This is a genomic window from Paraburkholderia caribensis, assembly GCF_002902945.1.
GTDB lineage: Bacteria > Pseudomonadota > Gammaproteobacteria > Burkholderiales > Burkholderiaceae > Paraburkholderia > Paraburkholderia caribensis.
Genome location: NZ_CP026101.1, coordinates 2302195 through 2322441, shown reverse-complemented (window position 1 = coordinate 2322441; position 20247 = coordinate 2302195). Strand labels below are relative to the sequence as shown.

Annotated in this window: 17 protein-coding genes and 1 tRNA gene; 14 read left to right on the top strand and 4 right to left on the bottom strand. The window is 64.4% G+C overall.

Annotated elements, in window-relative coordinates:
- Positions 1–230: 230 nt before the first annotated feature.
- The 4 genes from acs to C2L66_RS10235 all read left to right on the top strand — a co-directional run bounded on the left by acs (position 231) and on the right by C2L66_RS10235 (position 4909).
- A complete protein-coding gene (acs, locus tag C2L66_RS10250) occupies positions 231–2213 on the top strand; it encodes an acetate--CoA ligase (RefSeq protein ID WP_054930123.1) in 1983 nt (660 codons plus the stop codon).
- A gap of 162 nt (positions 2214–2375) precedes the next feature.
- The gene (locus tag C2L66_RS10245) at positions 2376–2741 is read left to right on the top strand and encodes a DUF4212 domain-containing protein (protein ID WP_060600247.1); all 366 of its coding nucleotides are present in this window, start codon (positions 2376–2378) and stop codon (positions 2739–2741) included.
- Positions 2738–4756 (top strand): sodium:solute symporter family protein, encoded by a 2019-nt coding sequence (locus C2L66_RS10240; RefSeq protein ID WP_054930125.1) that lies wholly within the window; start codon positions 2738–2740, stop codon positions 4754–4756. The genes C2L66_RS10245 and C2L66_RS10240 overlap by 4 nt, the downstream gene beginning before the upstream one ends.
- A gap of 62 nt (positions 4757–4818) precedes the next feature.
- Positions 4819–4909, top strand: a tRNA-Ser gene (locus C2L66_RS10235).
- A 140-nt stretch (positions 4910–5049) separates the two neighbouring features.
- On the opposite strand, the gene C2L66_RS10230 is transcribed toward C2L66_RS10235, so the two are convergent.
- Positions 5050–5976, bottom strand: coding sequence for a LysR family transcriptional regulator (locus tag C2L66_RS10230; protein WP_060600249.1), 927 nt, complete (start codon positions 5974–5976; stop codon positions 5050–5052).
- Positions 5977–6078: 102 nt separating this feature from the next.
- On the opposite strand from C2L66_RS10230, the gene C2L66_RS10225 reads away from it, so the two are divergent.
- The 6 genes from C2L66_RS10225 to C2L66_RS10200 all read left to right on the top strand — a co-directional run bounded on the left by C2L66_RS10225 (position 6079) and on the right by C2L66_RS10200 (position 12509).
- The gene (locus C2L66_RS10225; protein ID WP_060600250.1) at positions 6079–6981 is read left to right on the top strand and encodes an HpcH/HpaI aldolase/citrate lyase family protein; all 903 of its coding nucleotides are present in this window, start codon (positions 6079–6081) and stop codon (positions 6979–6981) included.
- 48 nt (positions 6982–7029) lie between these two features.
- Complete coding sequence (locus C2L66_RS10220) at positions 7030–8235, top strand: CaiB/BaiF CoA transferase family protein (protein ID WP_054930128.1); 1206 nt, start codon at positions 7030–7032, stop codon at positions 8233–8235.
- 29 nt (positions 8236–8264) lie between these two features.
- Positions 8265–9119 carry an amidohydrolase family protein gene (locus tag C2L66_RS10215; RefSeq protein WP_060600252.1) on the top strand — a complete coding sequence of 285 codons (855 nt, stop codon included), beginning with the start codon at positions 8265–8267 and terminating at the stop codon, positions 9117–9119.
- 85 nt (positions 9120–9204) lie between these two features.
- Positions 9205–10569: a short-chain fatty acid transporter gene (locus C2L66_RS10210; protein WP_054930130.1), complete on the top strand. Its 1365-nt coding sequence runs from the start codon at positions 9205–9207 to the stop codon at positions 10567–10569.
- A 38-nt stretch (positions 10570–10607) separates the two neighbouring features.
- Complete coding sequence (locus C2L66_RS10205) at positions 10608–11963, top strand: 2-hydroxycarboxylate transporter family protein (protein ID WP_060602575.1); 1356 nt, start codon at positions 10608–10610, stop codon at positions 11961–11963.
- Positions 11964–12221: 258 nt separating this feature from the next.
- A complete protein-coding gene (locus tag C2L66_RS10200; RefSeq protein ID WP_054930131.1) occupies positions 12222–12509 on the top strand; it encodes a PAAR domain-containing protein in 288 nt (95 codons plus the stop codon).
- A gap of 12 nt (positions 12510–12521) precedes the next feature.
- On the opposite strand, the gene C2L66_RS10195 is transcribed toward C2L66_RS10200, so the two are convergent.
- Positions 12522–13289: an SGNH/GDSL hydrolase family protein gene (locus C2L66_RS10195; protein ID WP_060600254.1), complete on the bottom strand. Its 768-nt coding sequence runs from the start codon at positions 13287–13289 to the stop codon at positions 12522–12524.
- A gap of 126 nt (positions 13290–13415) precedes the next feature.
- On the opposite strand from C2L66_RS10195, the gene C2L66_RS10190 reads away from it, so the two are divergent.
- Positions 13416–13787, top strand: a complete 372-nt coding sequence (locus C2L66_RS10190; RefSeq protein ID WP_054930133.1) for a DUF2591 domain-containing protein — start codon at positions 13416–13418, stop codon at positions 13785–13787.
- Positions 13788–13832: 45 nt separating this feature from the next.
- On the opposite strand, the gene C2L66_RS10185 is transcribed toward C2L66_RS10190, so the two are convergent.
- A complete protein-coding gene (locus C2L66_RS10185; protein ID WP_054930134.1) occupies positions 13833–14105 on the bottom strand; it encodes a hypothetical protein in 273 nt (90 codons plus the stop codon).
- Between the two features lie 173 nt (positions 14106–14278).
- On the opposite strand from C2L66_RS10185, the gene C2L66_RS10180 reads away from it, so the two are divergent.
- A complete protein-coding gene (locus C2L66_RS10180) occupies positions 14279–14809 on the top strand; it encodes an MgtC/SapB family protein (RefSeq protein WP_060600256.1) in 531 nt (176 codons plus the stop codon).
- An 84-nt stretch (positions 14810–14893) separates the two neighbouring features.
- Positions 14894–16528, top strand: a complete 1635-nt coding sequence (locus tag C2L66_RS10175) for an acyl-CoA synthetase (RefSeq protein ID WP_060600258.1) — start codon at positions 14894–14896, stop codon at positions 16526–16528.
- A gap of 26 nt (positions 16529–16554) precedes the next feature.
- Here C2L66_RS10175 and C2L66_RS10170 read toward each other — a convergent pair whose 3' ends face one another.
- A complete protein-coding gene (locus tag C2L66_RS10170) occupies positions 16555–17094 on the bottom strand; it encodes an Lrp/AsnC family transcriptional regulator (protein WP_036004308.1) in 540 nt (179 codons plus the stop codon).
- 158 nt (positions 17095–17252) lie between these two features.
- On the opposite strand from C2L66_RS10170, the gene mdeB reads away from it, so the two are divergent.
- Positions 17253–19976: an alpha-ketoglutarate dehydrogenase gene (gene mdeB / locus C2L66_RS10165; RefSeq protein WP_060600260.1), complete on the top strand. Its 2724-nt coding sequence runs from the start codon at positions 17253–17255 to the stop codon at positions 19974–19976.
- Positions 19977–20247 lie beyond the last annotated feature (271 nt).

Below are 20247 nucleotides of genomic sequence, written 5' to 3'. Positions count from 1 at the left end.
CATGCGGCGCGCCCGATGTGCGACGCCGCAGTGGTCATTCGCCGAATCGCTGTGTGCGCATCGCTGCCGATGCGCACGAGGGTGGGAGACACGCCGTGCGACAACATCATGTGCGGCGCCACGATGACGGGTATGACGATATGGAGCGACGCGCTGCGCCGGCCACGGCTGGCACGCATCGCGCGCGCACCCGCAAGGATTGACGTTTCATCTTCACCAAGGGGTAGTCGATGTCTGCGATTGAATCGGTTCTTCAAGAACGCCGCGTGTTTCCGCCTTCCGCCGAAGTGACGGCGCAGGCCACTGTGTCCGGCATGGACGCGTACAAGGCGCTCGTCGCCGAGGCCGAGCGCGATTACGAAGGCTTCTGGGGCAGGCTGGCGCGCGAGACGCTCAGCTGGAAAAAGCCCTTCACGAAGGTGCTCGACGAATCGAACGCGCCTTTCTACAAGTGGTACGAAGACGGCGAACTGAACGCGTCGTACAACAGCATCGACCGGCATGTCGAAGCGGGCAACGGCGAGCGCGTCGCGATCATCTTCGAAGCCGACGACGGCACCGTCACCAACGTCACGTACAACGACATGCTGCAACGCGTGTCGCGCTTCGCGAACGCGTTGAAGAAGCGCGGCATCAAAAAGGGCGATCGCGTCGTCATCTATATGCCGATGTCGGTCGAAGGCATTGTCGCGATGCAGGCCTGCGCGCGGATCGGCGCGACGCACTCGGTGGTGTTCGGCGGTTTTTCGTCGAAGTCGCTGAACGAGCGTCTCGTCGATGTCGGCGCGGTCGCGCTGATCACCTCCGACGAGCAGATGCGCGGCGGCAAGGCGCTGCCGCTGAAGAACATCGCCGACGAGGCACTCGCGATGGGCGGCTGCGAGGCCGTCAAGAGCGTGATCGTCTACCGGCGCACGGGCGGCAAGATCGGCTGGGACGACAAGCGCGATCTGTGGATGCACGAGATCACCGCGAACGAATCGGATCAATGCCCGCCTGAGTGGGTCAGCGCCGAGCATCCGCTCTTTATTCTTTACACGTCGGGTTCGACGGGCAAGCCGAAGGGCGTGCAGCACAGCACGGGCGGCTATCTGCTGTGGGCCGCGCAGACCATGAAGTGGACCTTCGACTGGAAGCCCACCGACGTCTTCTGGTGCACGGCCGACATCGGCTGGGTCACGGGGCACAGCTACATCACATATGGCCCGCTCGCGCTCGGCGGCACGCAGGTCGTGTTCGAAGGCGTGCCGACGTATCCGAACGCGGGCCGCTTCTGGGACATGATCCAGAAGCACAAGGTCAGCGTGTTCTACACGGCGCCGACGGCGATCCGTTCGCTGATCAAGGCAGCCGAAGCCGACGCGAAGGTGCATCCGAAGAGCTACGACCTGTCGACGCTGCGCATCATCGGCACGGTTGGCGAGCCGATCAATCCGGAAGCATGGGTGTGGTACTACGAGAACGTCGGCGGCTCGCGTTGCCCGATCGTCGATACATGGTGGCAGACGGAAACGGGCGGCCACATGATCACGCCGCTGCCGGGCGCGACGCCGCTCGTGCCGGGTTCGTGCACGCTGCCGCTGCCGGGCATCATGGCCGCGATCGTCGACGAAACGGGCCAGGACGTGCCGAACGGGCAGGGCGGCATTCTCGTCGTCAAGCGTCCGTGGCCGGCCATGATCCGCACCATCTGGGGCGACCCGGAGCGTTTCAGGAAGAGCTATTTCCCCGAAGAGCTCGGCGGCAAGCTGTATCTCGCGGGCGATGGCTCGGTGCGCGACAAGGACACCGGCTACTTCACGATCATGGGCCGTATTGACGACGTGCTGAACGTGTCGGGCCACCGTCTCGGCACGATGGAGATCGAGTCGGCGCTGGTGGCGAATCCGCTGGTCGCGGAAGCGGCCGTGGTCGGGCGCCCCGACGAGACGACGGGCGAAGCGGTGTGCGCGTTCGTCGTGTTGAAGCGCTCGCGTCCCGAAGGCGAAGAGGCCGCGAAGATCGCGGCGGAACTGCGCAACTGGGTCGGCAAGGAAATCGGTCCGATTGCAAAGCCGAAGGACATCCGCTTCGGCGACAACCTGCCGAAGACGCGTTCGGGCAAGATCATGCGCCGCCTGTTGCGCTCGCTCGCGAAGGGCGAAGAGATCACGCAGGATGTGTCGACGCTGGAGAACCCGGCCATTCTGGATCAGCTGGGCGAGTCGCGCTGATGTTGCGGGCTGTGAGGGCGTAACGCCCTGGCAGCATCAAACGGCGCGTCCGATGCGGATGCGCCGTTTTTTCATGCGCTCATGCTGTTCCGGCGCGCGGCGCGACATCGTTGCGCGGACAACCCCGATTGCCGACGCAACCCCTTTTTGATAAATAGCCGCATGGCCGCGCCACACGACACCTCGCGATTCACGATCAATCCCGTGCCCGAGCCGCCGCCCGTGACGGCGGCGATGGCGCGTGCGCACGCGCGCTACTGGCGCTTCAATGTCGTGTTGATCGTGGCGTTGATGCTGATCGGCTGCTTCGTGTCCTTCGTCGTGCCGCTCATCGCGCGAACCCTGGAGCACGTGCGCTTCGCGGGCTTCAGCCTGCCGTTCTACATGGGCGCGCAAGGGGCGATTCTCGTGTATGTGGCGCTGATCGTCGTGTATATCGTGCTGATGCAGCGCGCCGACGCGGCGCTCCAGCGCGCGCTCGCGGCCAGCCCGAGCGACGACTTCGCCGAGCCCGCAGCCGACCGATGAAGCTCGCGCATCGGCTGATCCGCTCGTATTCGCTCTACACGCTCGGCTTTCTGGTCTTCATCTATCTGCTGTGGCGCATCGAGGCGGCCAACGGGCCGGGCACATGGATCGGCTACGTGTTCCTGTTCGTGCCGATTGCCGTGTATGCCGTGATCGGCCTGCTGTCGCGAACTTCCGATCTCGTCGAATACTACGTGGCAGGGCGGCGCGTGCCGTCCGCGTTCAACGGCATGGCGACGGCGGCGGACTGGCTGTCGGCGGCCTCGTTCATCGGCCTCGCGGGCACCCTGTACGCGACGGGCTACGACGGTCTCGCGTACATGATGGGCTGGACGGGCGGCTATTGCCTCGTCGCGTTTCTGCTTGCGCCATACGTGCGCAAGCTCGCGCGCTACACGATTCCCGATTTTCTCGGCACGCGCTTTTCGAGCAACGCGGTGCGCGGGCTGGCGGCGTTGTCGGCGATCCTGTGCTCGTTCGTTTATCTCGTTGCGCAGATCCAGGGCGTCGGGCTGATCGCGACGCGCTTTATCGGCGTCGACTTTGCGATCGGCATTTTCTGCGGGCTCGCGGGCATTCTGGTGTGCTCGTTTCTCGGCGGCATGCGCGCGGTGACGTGGACGCAGGTTGCGCAGTACATCATCCTGATCCTGGCGTTCCTGATACCTGTGTCGATGATTGCGCACAAGGATGGGCTCGGCTGGGTGCCGCAACTCAGCTATGGGCGTCTGATGGAGCGCGTCGAATCGCTCGAGCGCCAGGTGCGCGATGCGCCGTCGGAGCAGTCGGTGCGCGACGACTACCGGATGCGCGCTGCGTTGATCCAGACGCAGATCGACAGTCTGCCTCAGTCGTATATCGACGAGAAGGATCGCCTCACCGCGCAGCTCGACGATTTGCGGCGGCATAACGGGCCGTTGCGCGAGATCGCCGGTCTGGAGCGGCGCATCGCGCGCTTTCCGCGTGATCCGGCGACGGCGCAGATTGTCTGGGCGCAGCAACGCGACGAGATGATGCAGCGCGCGGCGTCGCCCGTGCCGATGCACGAGCCGTTTCCCGCCGCGAACGAGGAAGACCGGGGGCTGCATTTGCGCAACTTCCTGTCGCTGCTGCTGTGCCTTTCGCTGGGAACGGCGAGCTTGCCGCATATCCTCACGCGCTACAACACGACGACCTCGGTGGCGTCGGCGCGGCGCTCGGTCGGCTGGACGCTGTTCTTCGTCGCGCTGTTCTATCTGACGGTGCCCGTGCTCGCGGTGCTGATCAAGTACGAGATCCTGTCGAATCTGGTCGGGCATCGGTTTTCCGACCTGCCGCAGTGGGTGATGCAGTGGCGGCGTGTCGAGCCGTACCTGCTGAGCATCGCCGATGTGAACGGCGACGGCATCGTGCGCTGGAGCGAGATCCAGATGCAGCCGGACATGGTCGTGCTCGCCGCGCCGGAGATTGCGGGGCTGCCGTATGTGATGTCGGGGCTGATCGCGGCAGGCGCGCTGGCGGCGGCCCTTTCAACCGCCGATGGCCTGCTGCTGACGATCGCCAATGCGCTTTCGCACGACGTGTACTACCACATGGTCGATCCCGAGGCGTCGAGCCAGAAGCGGGTGACGATCTCGAAGATCCTGCTGCTCGGGGTGGCGCTGTTTGCTTCTTATGTGGCGTCGCTGAATACGGGAAATATTCTGTTTCTGGTGGGCGCGGCGTTTTCGCTGGCGGCGTCGAGTCTGTTTCCCGTGCTGGTGCTCGGGGTGTTCTGGAAGCGGACGACGCGTCTGGGCGCGGTGGCGGGCATGGTGGCGGGGCTGGTGGTGTGCATCTGGTACATCGTGTCGACGTATCCGTTCTTCACGCAGCTGACGGGCTTTGTCGGGCCGCGCTGGTTCGGGATCGAGCCGATCAGCTCGGGCGTGTTCGGTGTGCCGGCGGGGTTTCTGGTGACGGTGCTAGTGAGCCTCGTGGACCGGAAGCCGGATGCCTACACGCGAGCGCTGGTGGACTATATCCGCCATCCTTGATGGCTGTCCTTCCGGACGAGGTGGCAATGGCGATGGAATCTGCTATAATGCGCCTCCCCGCCGGAGAGATGGATGAGTGGTTTAAGTCGCACGCCTGGAAAGCGTGTATAGGTTAATAACCTATCCGGGGTTCGAATCCCCGTCTCTCCGCCAAAAGATTGCCAGCAAATAACCCCGTCAAATCATCGATTTGACGGGGTTATTTTTTGTTTTCTGGCCCCTGTCGGTGGGCCGTTATGCTCCTGTCGAGACGGCTACAGGCTGCAAACAGCACGTTCGCGACGGCAAGCGCTTCAACTCGCCGAACGGCGCCGCGTTTTCTTCCCGCCGCCACCCGCATCCCCACCACCATCCCCCAACACCCCATCCGCGCACTGCAAAAATCCCCTGATCAACCGCCCACGCGGCGACGTCTTCTGCCACAGCACACCGAACCGCCTCGGCTCCGTCGGCGTCGGCAACGCAAGCCGCGCGACGTTTAGCGTTTCCGTCAGTGGCGACACGATATCGGGCACCAGCGACACGCCCAGTCCCCGATCGACCATCATCGCAATCGCCATCAGCGAATTCAGTTCAAAAAGCTCACGCGGAACGATACGCGCCGAGCGCAGATATTGATCCGCCTGCTTGCCGCCGCCGAGCGAGCGGTCATAGCGAATGAACGGCTCGCGCCGCAGCAGTTCATGCGGGTCCTCATTCTTTAGCCGCGACGGCGCGAGCACGACAATCGGTTCTTCCCTCAACAAATGCCAGTCATACGCCTTGGGCAAGGCAAACGCGGGATGCAGACAGACGGCAACATCGAGATCGCCGCGTTGCAAGGTCTCGTACAGTTCCATCGACGTCCCCGCGCGTATCAGCACATTGGCCTGCGGGAAGTCACGCGCAAACGCCGCCAGCACGTCCGGCAGCAGCGACAGCAGCGCCGTCGTGATCGTGCCGATGCGCAATTCGCCCGCAGCTTCCTCTTCGAGCGCGAACGCCTTCAGATCCGCAAACTCGCGCACCAGATTCCTCGCACGCGCGATCACGCGATGACCCGCCTCCGTCGGAATCACCGTGCGTCCCGCGCGCACGAGCAGGCGCACGCCGAGTTCCCGTTCGAGTGCCTGCACCTGCTGCGCGATCGCCGCAGGCGTCAGGCCGACCCGCCGCGCCGCCTCGGCCATCGAGCCCGTATCGACGACCAGCAGCAGATTGCCGAGAAAGTGGATGTCCATGACGATAGATATTCTATGGTTTGAAGATAGATGCGGATAGTTTATCTAAAACCTGTCTCTCCGTAGACTGATTGCCAGCTACCAAGTAACTGGAACGCAGACATGAGAAGCAAGCTGTTCGTGCCGGCATCGCGCCCGGAGTTGTTCGCCAAGGCGCTCGCGAGCGCCGCCGATGCCCTCTCATTCGATCTCGAAGATGCCGTCGCACCAGAGCGCAAGCCGCAAGCGCGTCTCGCGCTGCGCGAGCTGTTGCGCGAGAGCGCGGTGCGCGAGCATCGCAAGGTGTTGATCGTGCGCGTCAACGCGCTCGACACGCCGTTCTTCGCCGCCGATCTCGATGCCGTCGTGCAGCCCGGCCTCGACTACCTGAATCTCCCGAAACCCGAAAGCGCGGCCGACGTGCGCGCCGCTGCCGCCGCGCTCGACCAGGCCGAACGGGCCAATGGCGTGAGCGTCCCCGTGCGCCTGCTGCTCAACATCGAATCGCCGAAAGCGTTGCGCCGCGCTGCGGAACTGGCCGCCGCGCATCCACGTGTTGCCGGCTTGCAGCTCGGGCTGGGCGATCTGTTCGAGCCGCTTGGCATCGCGCGTCGCGAGCAGGCGGCGATCCAGCAGGCGATGTTCACGCTGCGCATCGCAGCAGGGGAGGCGAACGTCTTCGCGTACGACTCGGCGTTCGCCAACATCAAGGACGAAGCGGGCTTCCGTGCCGAAGCGCAACTTGCGCACGCGATGGGCTTTCTCGGCAAAAGCTGCATCCACCCGAGCCAGATCGCGCTGGCCAACGACGTGTTCCGTCCGTCCGACGCCGAGATCGCGCATGCGGTGCGCGTCGTCGAAGCCGCACGCGATGCGCAGAGCAAAGGCATGGGCGCGTACGTCGTCGACGGCAGGATGATCGATCCGCCGTTCTTCGAGCGGGCGCGCGCGCTCGTGCAGCACGCCGCGCGTCTCGAACTGCTGACGGGCGAGCAGCGCGCCGTCGTCGGTAGCACAGCTTTGTAAAGCAACGCACGCTCGTTGCACACACATCGAATCGAGTCGGAGAAACACATGCAACAACCATCGCAATCCGTCGACGCACGACAGCCGGGACCGCTTGCCGGCTTGCGCGTGCTCGACCTGAGCGCCTATATCGCGGGGCCGTACGGTTGCACGCTGCTCGCCGATCAGGGCGCCGAGGTCATCAAGATCGAGCCGCCCGCGGGCGACAACCTGCGCAAGTATCCGTCGACGCTCGAAGCCGAAAGCCGCGCCTTTCTCGGCGTGAATCGCGGCAAGCGCGGTCTGGTGCTGGACCTGAAACAGCCCGAAGCGCTCGACGTGATGATGCGCCTCGTGAAGACGGCCGATGTCCTCGTGCACAACTTCCGGCCCGGCGTGCCGGAGCGTCTCGGGATCGGTTACGAGCAGTTGCGCGAGGTCAATGCCCGGCTGATCTATTGCGCGGTGACAGGGTATGGCGAAACGGGCCCGAACCGCGACAAGGCGGGCTACGACCAGGTCCTGCAAACGATGACAGGCATCTGCGCGCTGCAAGGCCGCCACGGCGGGCCGCCCGAAATCGTCTATGGCTCGGTGGTCGACTACTATGCGGCGGCGCTGGTCGCGGCGGGCGTGTCGTCCGCGCTGTTCGATCGCGAGCGCAGCGGCGCGGGCCAGTACGTAGGCGTGTCGTTGCTGCGCAGCGCACTGGCGATGCAATCGGCCCGCATGATCTGGGCCGACGACGAACCGAAAGAAGTAGGCCGCGATATGCGCTCGGGCGGCATCACGGGCATCCATCCGACGCGCCAGGGTTATCTGTATCTGTCGGCAAACACGCCGCACTTCTGGCAGGCGTTGTGCGAGAAAACGGGCCTCAAGGATCTTGCGCAGAATGAACGCTACGACACGGTGCGCAAGCGTGCATTGCATTGCGGCGAAATCGTCCCGAAGCTTCGCGCGGCTTTGCAGATTCGCACGGCGCTCGAATGGGAAGTGCATTTCGGCGACGCCGTGCCGTGCGCCGCGGCTCGCGGCATCGAAGACATGTTCGACCATCCCCAGGTGCTCGCCGAAGACATGGTGAGCGACTTCGAGTACCCGGGTGTGGGCCGGTATCGCGGCTTCAAGCATCCGATCCGCTTCGGCGCGACGCCGTTGCCCGAGCCGTTCGCGGCTCCCGCGTTCGGCGAGCATTCGGACGCAGTGCTGCGCGACGCGGGATGCTCCGAAGCGCAGATCGAAAGTCTGCGCGAGAAGCGCGCAGTGCTGTAGCGCGCAGCAACAAAACGGAGGAGACACGCATGGACGCACTTCGGCATATGCCAGCGGGCGCTTGCGATTCGCACATTCACATCTACAGCCGCGCGTTCCTCGCGCAGCGCGACGCGGCAGGTTTTGTCGACGCGGCGGATGTCGCCGCGTATCGGCAAGTGCAGGCGCGGATCGGCACGCAGCGCGTGGTAGTCGTGACGCCGCGCATCTACGGCACCGACAACGCGGTGACGCTCGATGCGATTCGCCAGCTCGGCGTTGCGAATGCGCGCGGCGTCGCCGTCGTGCGCCCCGACGTGACGGACGCCGAGCTTGAAGCGCTGCACGCGGGCGGGATTCGCGGCATCCGTTTCACGCTCTACACGCCGGCAAACGCCGTGGTCGGCTTCGACATGGTCGAGCCGCTGGCAGCGCGCGTGGCGGAGCTCGGCTGGCATGTGCAGTTGCATTGGACGGCCGCGCAAATCGTCGGGCACGAAGCGCTGCTCGCGCGCCTTCCGTCGGCGATCGTGTTCGATCATTGCGCGCGGCTTCCGCTGCCCGATGGCGCGGCGCACGCGGCGTTTCCTGTCGTGCGCCGTCTCGCCGACGCCGGGCGCGCGTGGATCAAGCTGTCGGGTCCGTACCTCGATTCGATCGAAGGACTCGACCGCCGCTACGCCGATGCAGCGCCGACAGCGCGCGCATGGATCTCGGCCGTGCCGCACAGGCTGGTGTGGGGCAGCGACTGGCCGCACGTAACAGAGGCGCACAAGCCCGACGATCCCTTGTTGCTCGATCTGCTCGGCGAATGGGCGAACGACCCGGCCACGCGCAATCGCATCCTCGTCGACAACGCTGCAACGCTGTACGGATTCGGCAAACGGGCGCCGTGCATTGAATAGCCCTGAAAAACAGCCCTGAAAAGACGACCCGCCGGCTACACCCGATCCAACGACGCGCGGGCACATTCCAAACCGGAGACACGTGATGAAATCCACCGTTGCGCCAACATCAGTGCGCAAGACCCGCTTCACCGAGGCGACGATCGGCCTGTTCGAGCGCACCATTCCGGATCCTTTCGTGCTCGCGATCCTGATCACGGCGATCGTCGCGGTGCTGTCGGCGATGTTCGCGCCGCATGCGTCGCTGGGCAAGCTGGTTGGCGGCTGGTACAAAGGCTTCTTCGACATTCTCACGTTCGCGTTTCAGATCACGCTGGTGCTCGTGACGGGGCACGCATTCGCTCACGCGCCCATCGTGCAACGCGTGTTCAAGTCACTCGTTTCCGTTGCCCGCACGCCCGTGCAGGCGGCGACGCTCACCTTCGTGCTCGTGGCCGTTGCGTCGTTCTGCAACTGGGGTTTGGGGCTGGTCGTCAGCGCGTTGCTGGCACGTGAAGTGGCAAAGCGCATGCGCGTCGACTTCGCGTGGATCGTCGCGGCGGGTTTCTCGGGATGGGTCGTGTGGGCAAGCGGCATTTCCAGTTCAATCGCGCTTGCGCAGTCGACGCCGGGCAGCGCGATGAACGTCGTGCAGAAGATCACAGGCGAGGTGCTGCCGTTCAGCGCGACGGTGTTCACGGGTTTCAATCTGGTGCCGACCATCGCGATGCTGCTGGCCATGCCGTTCGTTCTCGCATGGCTCAAGCCGCGCGACGAAGACGCCGTGCTGCTCGATACGCAGAAGCATCCCGATGCGGCGCCGCGCGAAAAGCCCACGGGCAAGCTGAGCTTTGCGCGCTGGATCGAATACTCGTGGCTCGGCTCGGCATTCATCGGCGCGACGGGCATTGCGCTGCTGGTGCTCGCGCAGTCGGAGCACATCGCCTTTTCCGGCGTCAACGCGGTGATTTTCGTGATGTTCATAGCGGGCGTGATCCTGCACGGCTATCCGCTGGCGTACGCCGATGCCGTCAAGAACGCTGCCCGGCAGACAGGTTCGATGATGCTGCAATACCCGCTGTACGGCGGGATCATGGGCATGATGGATGCGACCGGATTGCCGAACGTCATCTCGCATTTCTTCATCGCGATCTCCAACGCGCATACGCTGCCGTTCTGGAGCTACGTCTGCTCGCTGATCGTCACGTTCTTCATTCCGAGCGGCGGCGGTCACTGGGCAGTGCAAGGGCCGTTCGTCGTGCCCGCTGCCGTCGCGCTGCATGCGTCCGTCCCCGCGACGACGATGGCCGTCGCGATGGGTGAGCAGGTGTCGAACATGATGCAGCCGTTCTGGGCCGCGCCCGTCGTCGCGATGGCGGGTATCGGCGTGCAGCGCGTGCTCGGCTTTACCGTGATGACGTTTATCGTCGGCGCGCTCGTGTACGGCGCGGCATTGCTGCTGCTCGTATGAGCGGGGCGCACACCGAAACAATGAACGGAGACCATCCAGTGAAATCATCGACGCAAGCCGCGTTGAGCGCTACTTCGAGCGGCAGGACGCAAGCGCCGCATGCCGTCGTCGAATGGTGGTGGCGGGTGTTCGACCTGCGCATCGGTTCGTTGCCGTTGCCCGTCTACGTGCTGATGCTGGGCGTGCTCGGCGCGATGGCGGCGAAAGGCAAGCTCGCAGCGGATCTGCCGACGGGCATCGCGCTCGTCGCGGTGGGCGGCTTCACGTGCGCCGAACTGGCGAAGCGCATTCCGTGGATTCGCCACATCGGCGCGACGTCGATTTTTGCGGCCTTCATTCCGTCGATGCTGGTGTACTACAAGCTGATGCCCGAGCCCGTCGTCAAGGCAGTGACGACCTTCACGAAGACTTCGAATTTTCTGTATCTGTTCATCGCGGCGATCATCGTCGGCAGTGTGCTCAGCATGGACCGTCAGATGCTGATCAAAGGCTTCGTGCGCATCTTCGTTCCCGTTGCGGCGGGCTCCGTTGCCGCGGCGCTGGTCGGCACCGCTGTGGGGACCGCGCTCGGGCTCGATGCGCGCCACGCGTTGTTCATGGTCGTCGTGCCGATCATGGCGGGCGGCGTCGGCGAGGGCGCGCTGCCGTTGTCGGCGGGCTACGCGCAGATTATGGGCGTCGAGCAGGGGCCGCTGTTCGCGCAGGTGCTGTCGGCGGTGATGCTCGGCAATATCGCGGCGATCTGTTGCGCCGGCCTGCTCAGCTACCTCGGCACGCGCCGGCCCGAATGGACGGGCAACGGACGGTTGACGAGGGCGGGTGACAGCGATGACGACATCGCGCAACGCCCCGCATCGTTCGAATTCGACGTCGGCTCCGTCGCGGCGGCGGGTTCGACGGCCATTGCGTTCTATCTGCTTGGCGTGCTCAGTCATCAACTGTTCGGCTGGCCCGCGCCCGTCGTGATGCTGGTGCTGGTCGTCGCGGCGCAGCTGTTTCAGCTCGTGTCGCCGCGCGTGCGAGGCGGCGCGCGCTTCATGTACGGCTTTTTCTCGACGGCCGTGACGTATCCGCTGATGTTCGCGATCAGCGTCGCGATGACGCCGTGGGGCGAGATCGTGACAGCGTTTCATTGGGTCAATATCGTTACCGCGGTTTCGACGGTGCTCACGCTGACTGTGACGGGTTTCTTCGTCGGCAGACTGGTCGGCATGTATCCCGTCGAAGCCGCTATCGTCAATGCAACGCATAGCGGTCTCGGCGGAACGGGGGACGTGGCGATTCTCACGGCAGCCAACCGGATGGAACTGATGCCGTTTGCGCAGATTGCGACGCGCATTGGCGGCGCGTTGACGGTGATGGCGGCGTTGGGGGTGTTCGCGTACTGGAAATGATCCCGTGTTTCGCGTTTAGCAAGCCGTCGGATTCAACACGATTCGACGGCTTTTTAGTTTTCTATTGTGGTCGTATTGAAGAGCAAGACGATGCCGAATGCTTAATGCATATAGCGTCCTGCCGTATGCTTTAAATCCATTCGATGGTGAATTCATTGGCTTTTTTGTAGAATCCGCACATTCATTTCAAATCGGGCGCGCCGTTCGCGTTATCTGCTTTCACGCTCGAGACACGCAGCTTCTAACAGACGCTCAATCATGAAACGCTATCTGATCCTGAACGGCGACAAGACGACGGTGAGCGGCACTGTGCAAGCCGTGTCGTCGACGATCCAACTCGAAGGCCGCGACGTCGCGCATGAAGGCGACAACGTGATCTGCCCCGCGTGCAACACCACGGGCAAAATCAGATGCGACGGCCCGCGCGAAGTGATGACGGCGCCCGATGGCCGTCATGCCGCGTTGAGCGACGACCTTTGCATCTGCAAATGCGAGCCGCCGCCCAAGCTGGTCGCCTCGCAGCAGACGTTTTCGGTAGGCGAGTGAAGCGTCGGCGGATCACTCCACCAGCTTCGCGACGATCGGCGCGACGACTGCGCGCTGCCGTTCGGCCTTGAGCCGATAGAGCGCATCCGTTGGATGCACACCGTCGATCAGCAGCGAACGCCAGTCGTGCATCGCGCCGATATACGCATACTGACGGATCAACGCGAGCCGGTAATGCTTCGCCATTTCATCGACGACAGCGACATAGCGCGGCACGATCCTTTTGTTCACGGAATAGTCGACCGGGTTCGGCTCTTCGAGCACGACGATCCGGCCCGCGCCTTGCGACTCTTCGATGAAGCGCATCAGATGCGCTCGAAACGCGGAAGGCGGCTCCTTGACGTGATTGTCGGCGTCGTTGAGCGCGAAGTTGACGATCACGATATGTGCCGGCGACGTCGCGGCCCATTGCGCGTACGGCTGGCTATAGCCGTTGATGCCTTTCTCGCGATCGACGAGCGTCGCGCCCGGCACGCCGTTGTTCTGCACGATCACACGCGGGCCGAAGCGGGCCTGCAACGCGGCCTGAAGCAGGGCGGGCGGGTTGTCCGGCGTTTGCCACGACTTGTTGAAACCGTCCGACGTCTGATAGCCGAACATCGTCGAATCGCCTTGCGCGTCGATGATGACCGGCCGGTCCGCCGTGGCCGCCGCGCGCGTCCGGCCAGCGGCCGCATCGGCCTGCAGCGCGGCAATGCCGAGCAGCACGGCTGCCAGCGCGTGCGAGCGCCTGGGCGATGGTTTTGCGCACGGACTTGCCTGTCGATAGTCGAACGTCATGGTGCCTCGCAATTGAGTTGGACGTCAGGCGCCGCGAGCCGGTCTTGCGGCGTCACAAAGCGCAACACGAACTTGATGCACAATCGATGCTGCGATCAGCACATACGATCTCCACGAGGAGCAGAGATGAGAGTTTCAGAGCTGGAAGGCGCGTTACTCGATTACTGGGTCGCCCGGGCGGACAATCTGCCGAAGCCGCGCGTCGACGACGGCTTCTGCTGGATCGAGGAGCCCGCCTGCGACGGCGATCCCGCGGGCGCGCTCGAAGCCGCGTTCGCGCCTTCCACGGACTGGGCGCAATGCGGCCCGATCATCGAACGGGCGAGAATCCATCTCGTGCCGGCCGCGGCGGGCGATCGCGCGTCATGGACAGGGTCGGTTCCCGCGGGTGCGAGCACCATCGAGCAGGTCGGCGAATCGCCGTTGATCGCCGCGATGCGCGCGTTCGTCGCGAGCCGTTTCGGCGACACGGTCGCGGACGAAGCCGGCACGCACTGAGCGTTGCCGTGCATCGCACCATCAGGCGAGCCCTGCATCATTTCATCAGATGCACTCGAACACCACTTCGACACTCTGAGTGCCTGCGCTGCGCACGCCGTTCGTGTGGATCTCGACGGTGTGCAGTTCCTTGTTCTGTTCGCGGCAATACGCCTTTGCATGCTTGATCCCCGCGTTGCGGACGCTATTCCACGAAATCAGGCTGATGCGCCCGCGACTCGTGACCGAGAGATAGCCGTTCTGCTTTCTGTCCACGCCCGATACCGCGGTACACGCGGCAAGCACGCCAATTCCGGCGAGCAGAATGCACTTCTTCATAGTCCTCCCACGGTTGGCGCATTGTCGCGGGCGAGGACCGCAACAGGCAACTGAAAAAAACTGTAGTGGGGTTCAGTGTGCCCGTCCCGCTATCCGGCGGCACTCGATGACATTACATTATGCTTTCCCGCAAGGGCATAGCACGAGCGTTGTCGTGCCGAGAGGAGGGGGGCATGGGCGGATGGTGGCATGAAGTCTGGTTGACGATGGCCCGGGAGTTCTCGGATCTGAACGACGTCAAGGCGATCACGCAGGTCGTGATGCGGCTTGGACTCGCGCTGCTGCTGGGTGGCGCGCTGGGCTTCGAGCGCGAAATGGCGGGGCGCGACGCGGGCCTGCGCACGCACATGCTGGTCGCCACGGGTTCGGCGCTGTTCGTGCTCGTGCCGTTGCAGGCGGGGTTTTCGCAGGACAACATGAGCCGCGTGTTGCAGGGCCTGGTATCGGGCATCGGCTTTCTCGGCGCGGGCGCCATCATCAAGCTCAGTGCGCAGCGGGAAGTGCGCGGACTGACGACAGCCGCGAGTCTCTGGCTCGCGGCGGGCGTCGGCGTCGCAGCGGGGCTCGGGCGCGAAGCGACCGCCATTCTCAGCACGGTGATCGCGCTCGCCATCCTCGGCGGCGTGCGGATGATCAAGCCGCTCGTGCCGCCTTACACGCACGACGTGCCTGCACAAGACGAGTCGTCGAAGCGCGTCGAGTGAGGCGCGTACGCGCCGCAGGCCTGGCTTGCGGAGTAGCATGGGCGGGCGCGTACCGGCGCATGCCCACTACTCAGGAGACACCGGATGCTTCCCGCCGCTGACACCTACGACGGCCTCGTCGCCGCGTTCGAATGGCGCATTCCGCCGCAGTACAACATCGGCATCGATGCATGCGACAAATGGGCCGACGGCAGCGGCCGTCTTGCGTTGATCTGCGAGACGCGCGACGGGCAAGCAACGCGCTACAGCTTCGACCAGCTCAAGTCGCTGTCCGACCGCTTCGCCAATGCTCTGCGCCGCAGCGGCGTGAAGAAGGGCGACCGTGTCGGCATCTTTCTCGCGCAATCGGTGGAGACGGCGCTTGCGCATCTCGCCGTCTACAAGTGCGGTGCGATCGCGGTGCCGCTCTTCGCGCTGTTCGGTCCCGACGCGCTGCAATACCGTCTGTCCGATAGCGGCGCCGTCGCGCTCGTGACGGACCTGGGCGGTGCGCAGAAAATCGCCTCGGTGCGTGCGAGCCTGCCCGAATTGCGTTCGATCTTCTGCGTCGACGCCGAGCATGCGGATACCGCGTTGCAGGTCGAATCGTTCTGGTCGGCGCTCGACGAATCGCCCGCTGCCTTCGACGCGGAACCGACGGCCGCCGACGACCCCGCCGTCATCATCTACACGTCCGGCACGACGGGCAAGCCGAAGGGCGCGTTGCACGCGCATCGCGTGCTGCTCGGCCATCTGCCCGGCGTGGAGATGCCGCAAGCGTTTTTCCCGAACGACGCGCGCCTGATGTGGACGCCCGCCGACTGGGCGTGGATCGGCGGGCTGTTCGATGTACTGCTGCCGTCGTGGCATCACGGCGTGGCCGTGCTGGCGCGGCGCTTCGAGAAGTTCGACGGCGAGGCCGCGTTCGATCTGATGCAGCGTCATGCCGTCACGCATACGTTCCTGCCGCCGACGGCGCTCAAGATGATGCGCGCCGTCGAACATCCCGAGCGTTGGAAACTCTCGCTGCGCGCGGTGGCGAGCGGCGGCGAATCGCTCGGCGCGGAGCTGATCGAATGGGGACGGCGCGCGCTCGGCGTGACGATCAACGAGTTCTACGGGCAGACCGAATGCAATGTGGTCGTGTCGTCATGTGCGACGCTGTTCGACCCGTGTTTCGGGTCGATCGGCAAGGTGGTGCCGGGCCATCGTGTAGCCATCGTCGACGACGCCGGGCACACCGTGCCGCGCGGCGAGCCCGGCAACATCGCGATTCATGCGCCGGACCCGGTGATGTTCCTCGGCTACTGGCGCAACGAGTCCGCCACGCGCGACAAGTTTCGCGGCGACTGGCTGCTGACGGGCGACATGGGACTGATGGATGCGGACGGCTTCATCCGCTTCGTTGGCCGCGATGACGACGTGATCACGAGCGCCGGTTACCGGATCGGACCCGCGCCGATCGAAGACTGTCTGCTGCGTCATCCGGCCGTGCGCATGGCGGCCGTGGTCGGCGCGCCCGACGCGCAGCGCACGGAGATCGTCACCGCGTTCGTGGTGCTGAACCCCGGCTATCAGGCGAGCGACGCACTCGTGCAGACGCTGCAGCTGCACGTGAAAACGCATCTCGCCGCGCACGAGTATCCGCGCGCGATCCATTTCGTCGACGCGTTGCCGATGACGGCGACAGGCAAGGTCATCCGGCGCGAACTGCGCGAGCGCGTGACGCCGCCACGCTAGTCAATGCGGCGCGCGGGTGGTCGAGATCACGCCCACTCGCGCGGCGTGTCATCTTCCGTGGGCAGCGTCAGGCCTGCGACAGGCAGCGGCAACGCCGTTTTGTAGCGTACCTGCTTGAGCGCGAAGCTCGAACGGATGTTCGACACGCCGGGAATCTTGGTCAGCCACTGCACGATGAACCGTTCCAGGCTCTGCATGTCGGGCACGACGACGCGCAGCAGATAGTCGGCGTCGCCCGTCATCAGATAGCACTCCATCACCTCGGGGCGTTCGCCGACTTCCTGTTCGAAGCGGCGCAGGGCATCTTCGACCTGCTTTTCGAGGCTCACCTGAATGAACACGTTGATGCGCAGCCCGAGCGCCCCGGCGTCGAGCAGCGTCACCTGCTGACGGAACAGCCCGAGCTTTTCGAGCGCGCGCACGCGGTTGAAGCAGGGCGTCGGCGACAGATTGACGGCGCGCGCCAGCTCCGCGTTGGTAATGCGCGCGTTCTGCTGCAACTGCTGCAGGATCGCGATGTCGATGCGGTCCAGCCGCCGCGCGGCCGGTCTTGCTTCTGAGCTCATGGTGTAAACATTCCACGTAAGGCCGATTTACCGGAATAAATACACTATCTGAAAGCGCTGGCGCAAGCAAAAGAGACGCACATTTTGCGGATACATGGGTAAGCTGATTACACGTTTCCGAGTCGTTTTCACGCCACGTTTTCAGCCGGAGTTGTGCCATGACGGACTTATCGAGCGGTGCCCGCCCCGTTCTTGCCCTCACTCAAGCTCGCATCGACAGCGATCCGCAGGAGACGGCCGAATGGCTGGCTGCGCTCGATGGCGTCGTCCAGCACGTCGGCCTCGAACGCGCGCAATATCTGTTCGACCGGCTGGCCGCGCATGCGCTGGGCAATGGCGTCGCGACGGCGCGCGCGAACGTCACGCCGTACGCGAACACGATTTCCGTCGATCAGCAGCCGCCATATCCGGGCGACCTCGACACCGAGGAAAAGCTCGCCGCTGCGTTGCGCTGGAACGCGCTCGCGATGGTGGTGCGGGCCAATCGCGCGTATGGCGAACTGGGCGGGCATATCGCGAGCTACGCGTCGGCGGCCGATCTGTTCGAAGTGGGCTTCAATCATTTCTTCCGCGCCGCGAGTCAAAGCCCGGGCGGGCATGGCGGCGATCTCGTCTATTTCCAGCCGCATTCGTCGCCGGGTGTGTATGCGCGTGCCTTTCTCGAAGGCTTTCTCGACGAGACGCATCTCGAACACTACCGCCGCGAGATCGCGGGGCCGGGGCTGTGTTCGTATCCGCATCCGTGGCTGATGCCGGACTTCTGGCAGTTCCCGACGGGCTCGATGGGCATCGGTCCCATCAACTCGATTTACCAGGCGCGCTTCATGCGCTACCTGCAAAACCGCGGCCTGCAGAAGACGGAAGGCCGCAAGGTGTGGGGCTTCTTCGGCGACGGCGAGATGGACGAGCCGGAATCGATCGGCGCCTTGTCACTGGCGGCGCGCGAAGGGCTCGACAACCTCGTGTTCGTGATCAACTGCAATCTGCAGCGGCTCGACGGTCCGGTGCGCAGCAACGGCCGCATCATCGACGAACTCGAAGCGCAGTTCACGGGTGCGGGCTGGAACGTCATCAAGGTGGTATGGGGCTCGGACTGGGATGGCCTGTTTGCGCGCGACCGCACGGGCGCCTTGTTGCGCGCGTTCGCGCACACGGTGGACGGCCAGTTCCAGACCTTCTCGGCCAACGACGGCGCCTACAACCGCGAGCGCTTCTTCGGGCAGAACCCGGAGCTGGCCGCGCTCGCCGCGCATCTGAGCAACGACGATATCGACCGCTTGCGGCGCGGCGGCCACGACGTGCGCAAGCTGCATGCTGCGTATGACCGCGCGCTGAAGCACATCGGCCAGCCCACCGTGATACTCGCGAAGACGATGAAGGGCTTCGGCATGGGCGCGATCGGCCAGGGGCGCATGACGACGCACCAGCAGAAGAAGCTCGACGTCGAACAGTTGAAGGCGTTCCGCGACCGCTTTCGTCTGCCGTTGTCCGATAGCGACGTCGAGCAGCTCAAGTTCTACAAGCCAGCGGAAAACAGCCCGGAAATGCAGTACCTGCATGCACGCCGGGCTGCCTTGGGAGGCTATCTGCCCAGAAGGCGGAAAGCGGCATCGCAGACACCGACCGTGCCTGCGCTGTCTTCCTGGGGGCAATTCGCGCTGGACGCGAACGGCAAGGAGATGTCGACGACGATGGCGATCGTGCGGATGCTCGGCAGTCTGTTGAAGGATGCGTCGCTCGGGCCCCGCGTCGTGCCCGTGGTCGCCGACGAGGCGCGCACCTTCGGCATGGCGAACCTGTTCCGCCAGGTCGGCATCTATTCGCCGCTCGGCCAGTTGTACGAGCCGGAAGACATGGGCTCGATGCTCTACTACCGCGAGGACACGGGCGGGCAGATTCTCGAAGAGGGGATTTCGGAGGCGGGCGCGGTGTCGTCGTGGATCGCGGCGGCGACATCGTACAGCGTGCACGATCTGCCGATGCTGCCGTTCTATATCTACTACTCGATGTTCGGCTTTCAGCGCATCGGCGATCTGATCTGGGCGGCCGCCGATCAGCGCGCGCGGGGTTTCCTGATCGGCGCGACGGCGGGCAAGACGACGCTTGGCGGCGAAGGCTTGCAGCATCAGGACGGCACGAGCCATCTTGCGGCATCGACGGTGCCGAACTGCCGGGCGTACGACCCAGCGTTTGCGTATGAAGTGGCGATGATCGTCGACGAAGGCATGCAGGAGATGATCGGGCGGCAGCGCGACGTGTTCTATTACCTGACGGTCACGAACGAGAACTACGCGCAGCCTTCATTGCCTGCGGATTCTGTTGATCGCGTGCGCGAAGGTGTGCTGAAAGGCATGTATGCGCTTGATGTCGCTTCGCTGGAGACCGCGCAGGTCCAGTTGCTGGGCTCGGGCGCGATACTCGGCGAAGTGCAGGCGGCTGCGCGCATGTTGAAGGACGACTGGAATATCGACGCTGCCGTGTGGAGCGTGACGAGTTTCACCGAGTTGCATCGCGATGGCGTCGCGTCGGAGCGGGCCGAGCGTTTGTTCGGCGATCACGGAACGGGGACGCCGTATGTGACGTCTGCGCTGGCCGCATCGCGCGGTCCGGTGATTGCCGCAACCGATTACGTGCGGGCCGTGCCCGAGCTGATTCGCGCTTTTGTGTCGCGTCGTTATGTGACGCTTGGGACGGATGGGTTTGGGCGCAGCGATACGCGTGCGGCACTGCGGGCTTTCTTCGAGGTGGATCGTGCGTCGATTGTGATTGCGGCGTTGAAGGCACTTGCCGAGGAGGGCGCGGTTGCGCGCGGTGTGGTTGAGGAGGCGCTGGCGCGGTATGGCTGTCATCGTGATGGCAGGGCGGCGCCTTGGGAAAGGTGATGGTTTTGGTTTTTTCGCTGGCATCCGCGATGCGTTAGCTCGCTTCACGCGTCGCTGTTCGGGGTTTTGGTTTTTTCTTCGCTGGCATCCGCGATTCGTTAGCGTGCTTCAGGCGTCGCCCCTGTGCGGGGCGGCACCTACTTTTCTTTGCCGCCGCAAAGAAAAGTAGGCAAAAGAAAGCGGCTCACACCGCCAGCGCTTGGCCTTTGTCCACGGGCCCCCAACGTCCCCATCCTTCACACGGCAGCGCACCGGTTAGGGTGCGTTGCCA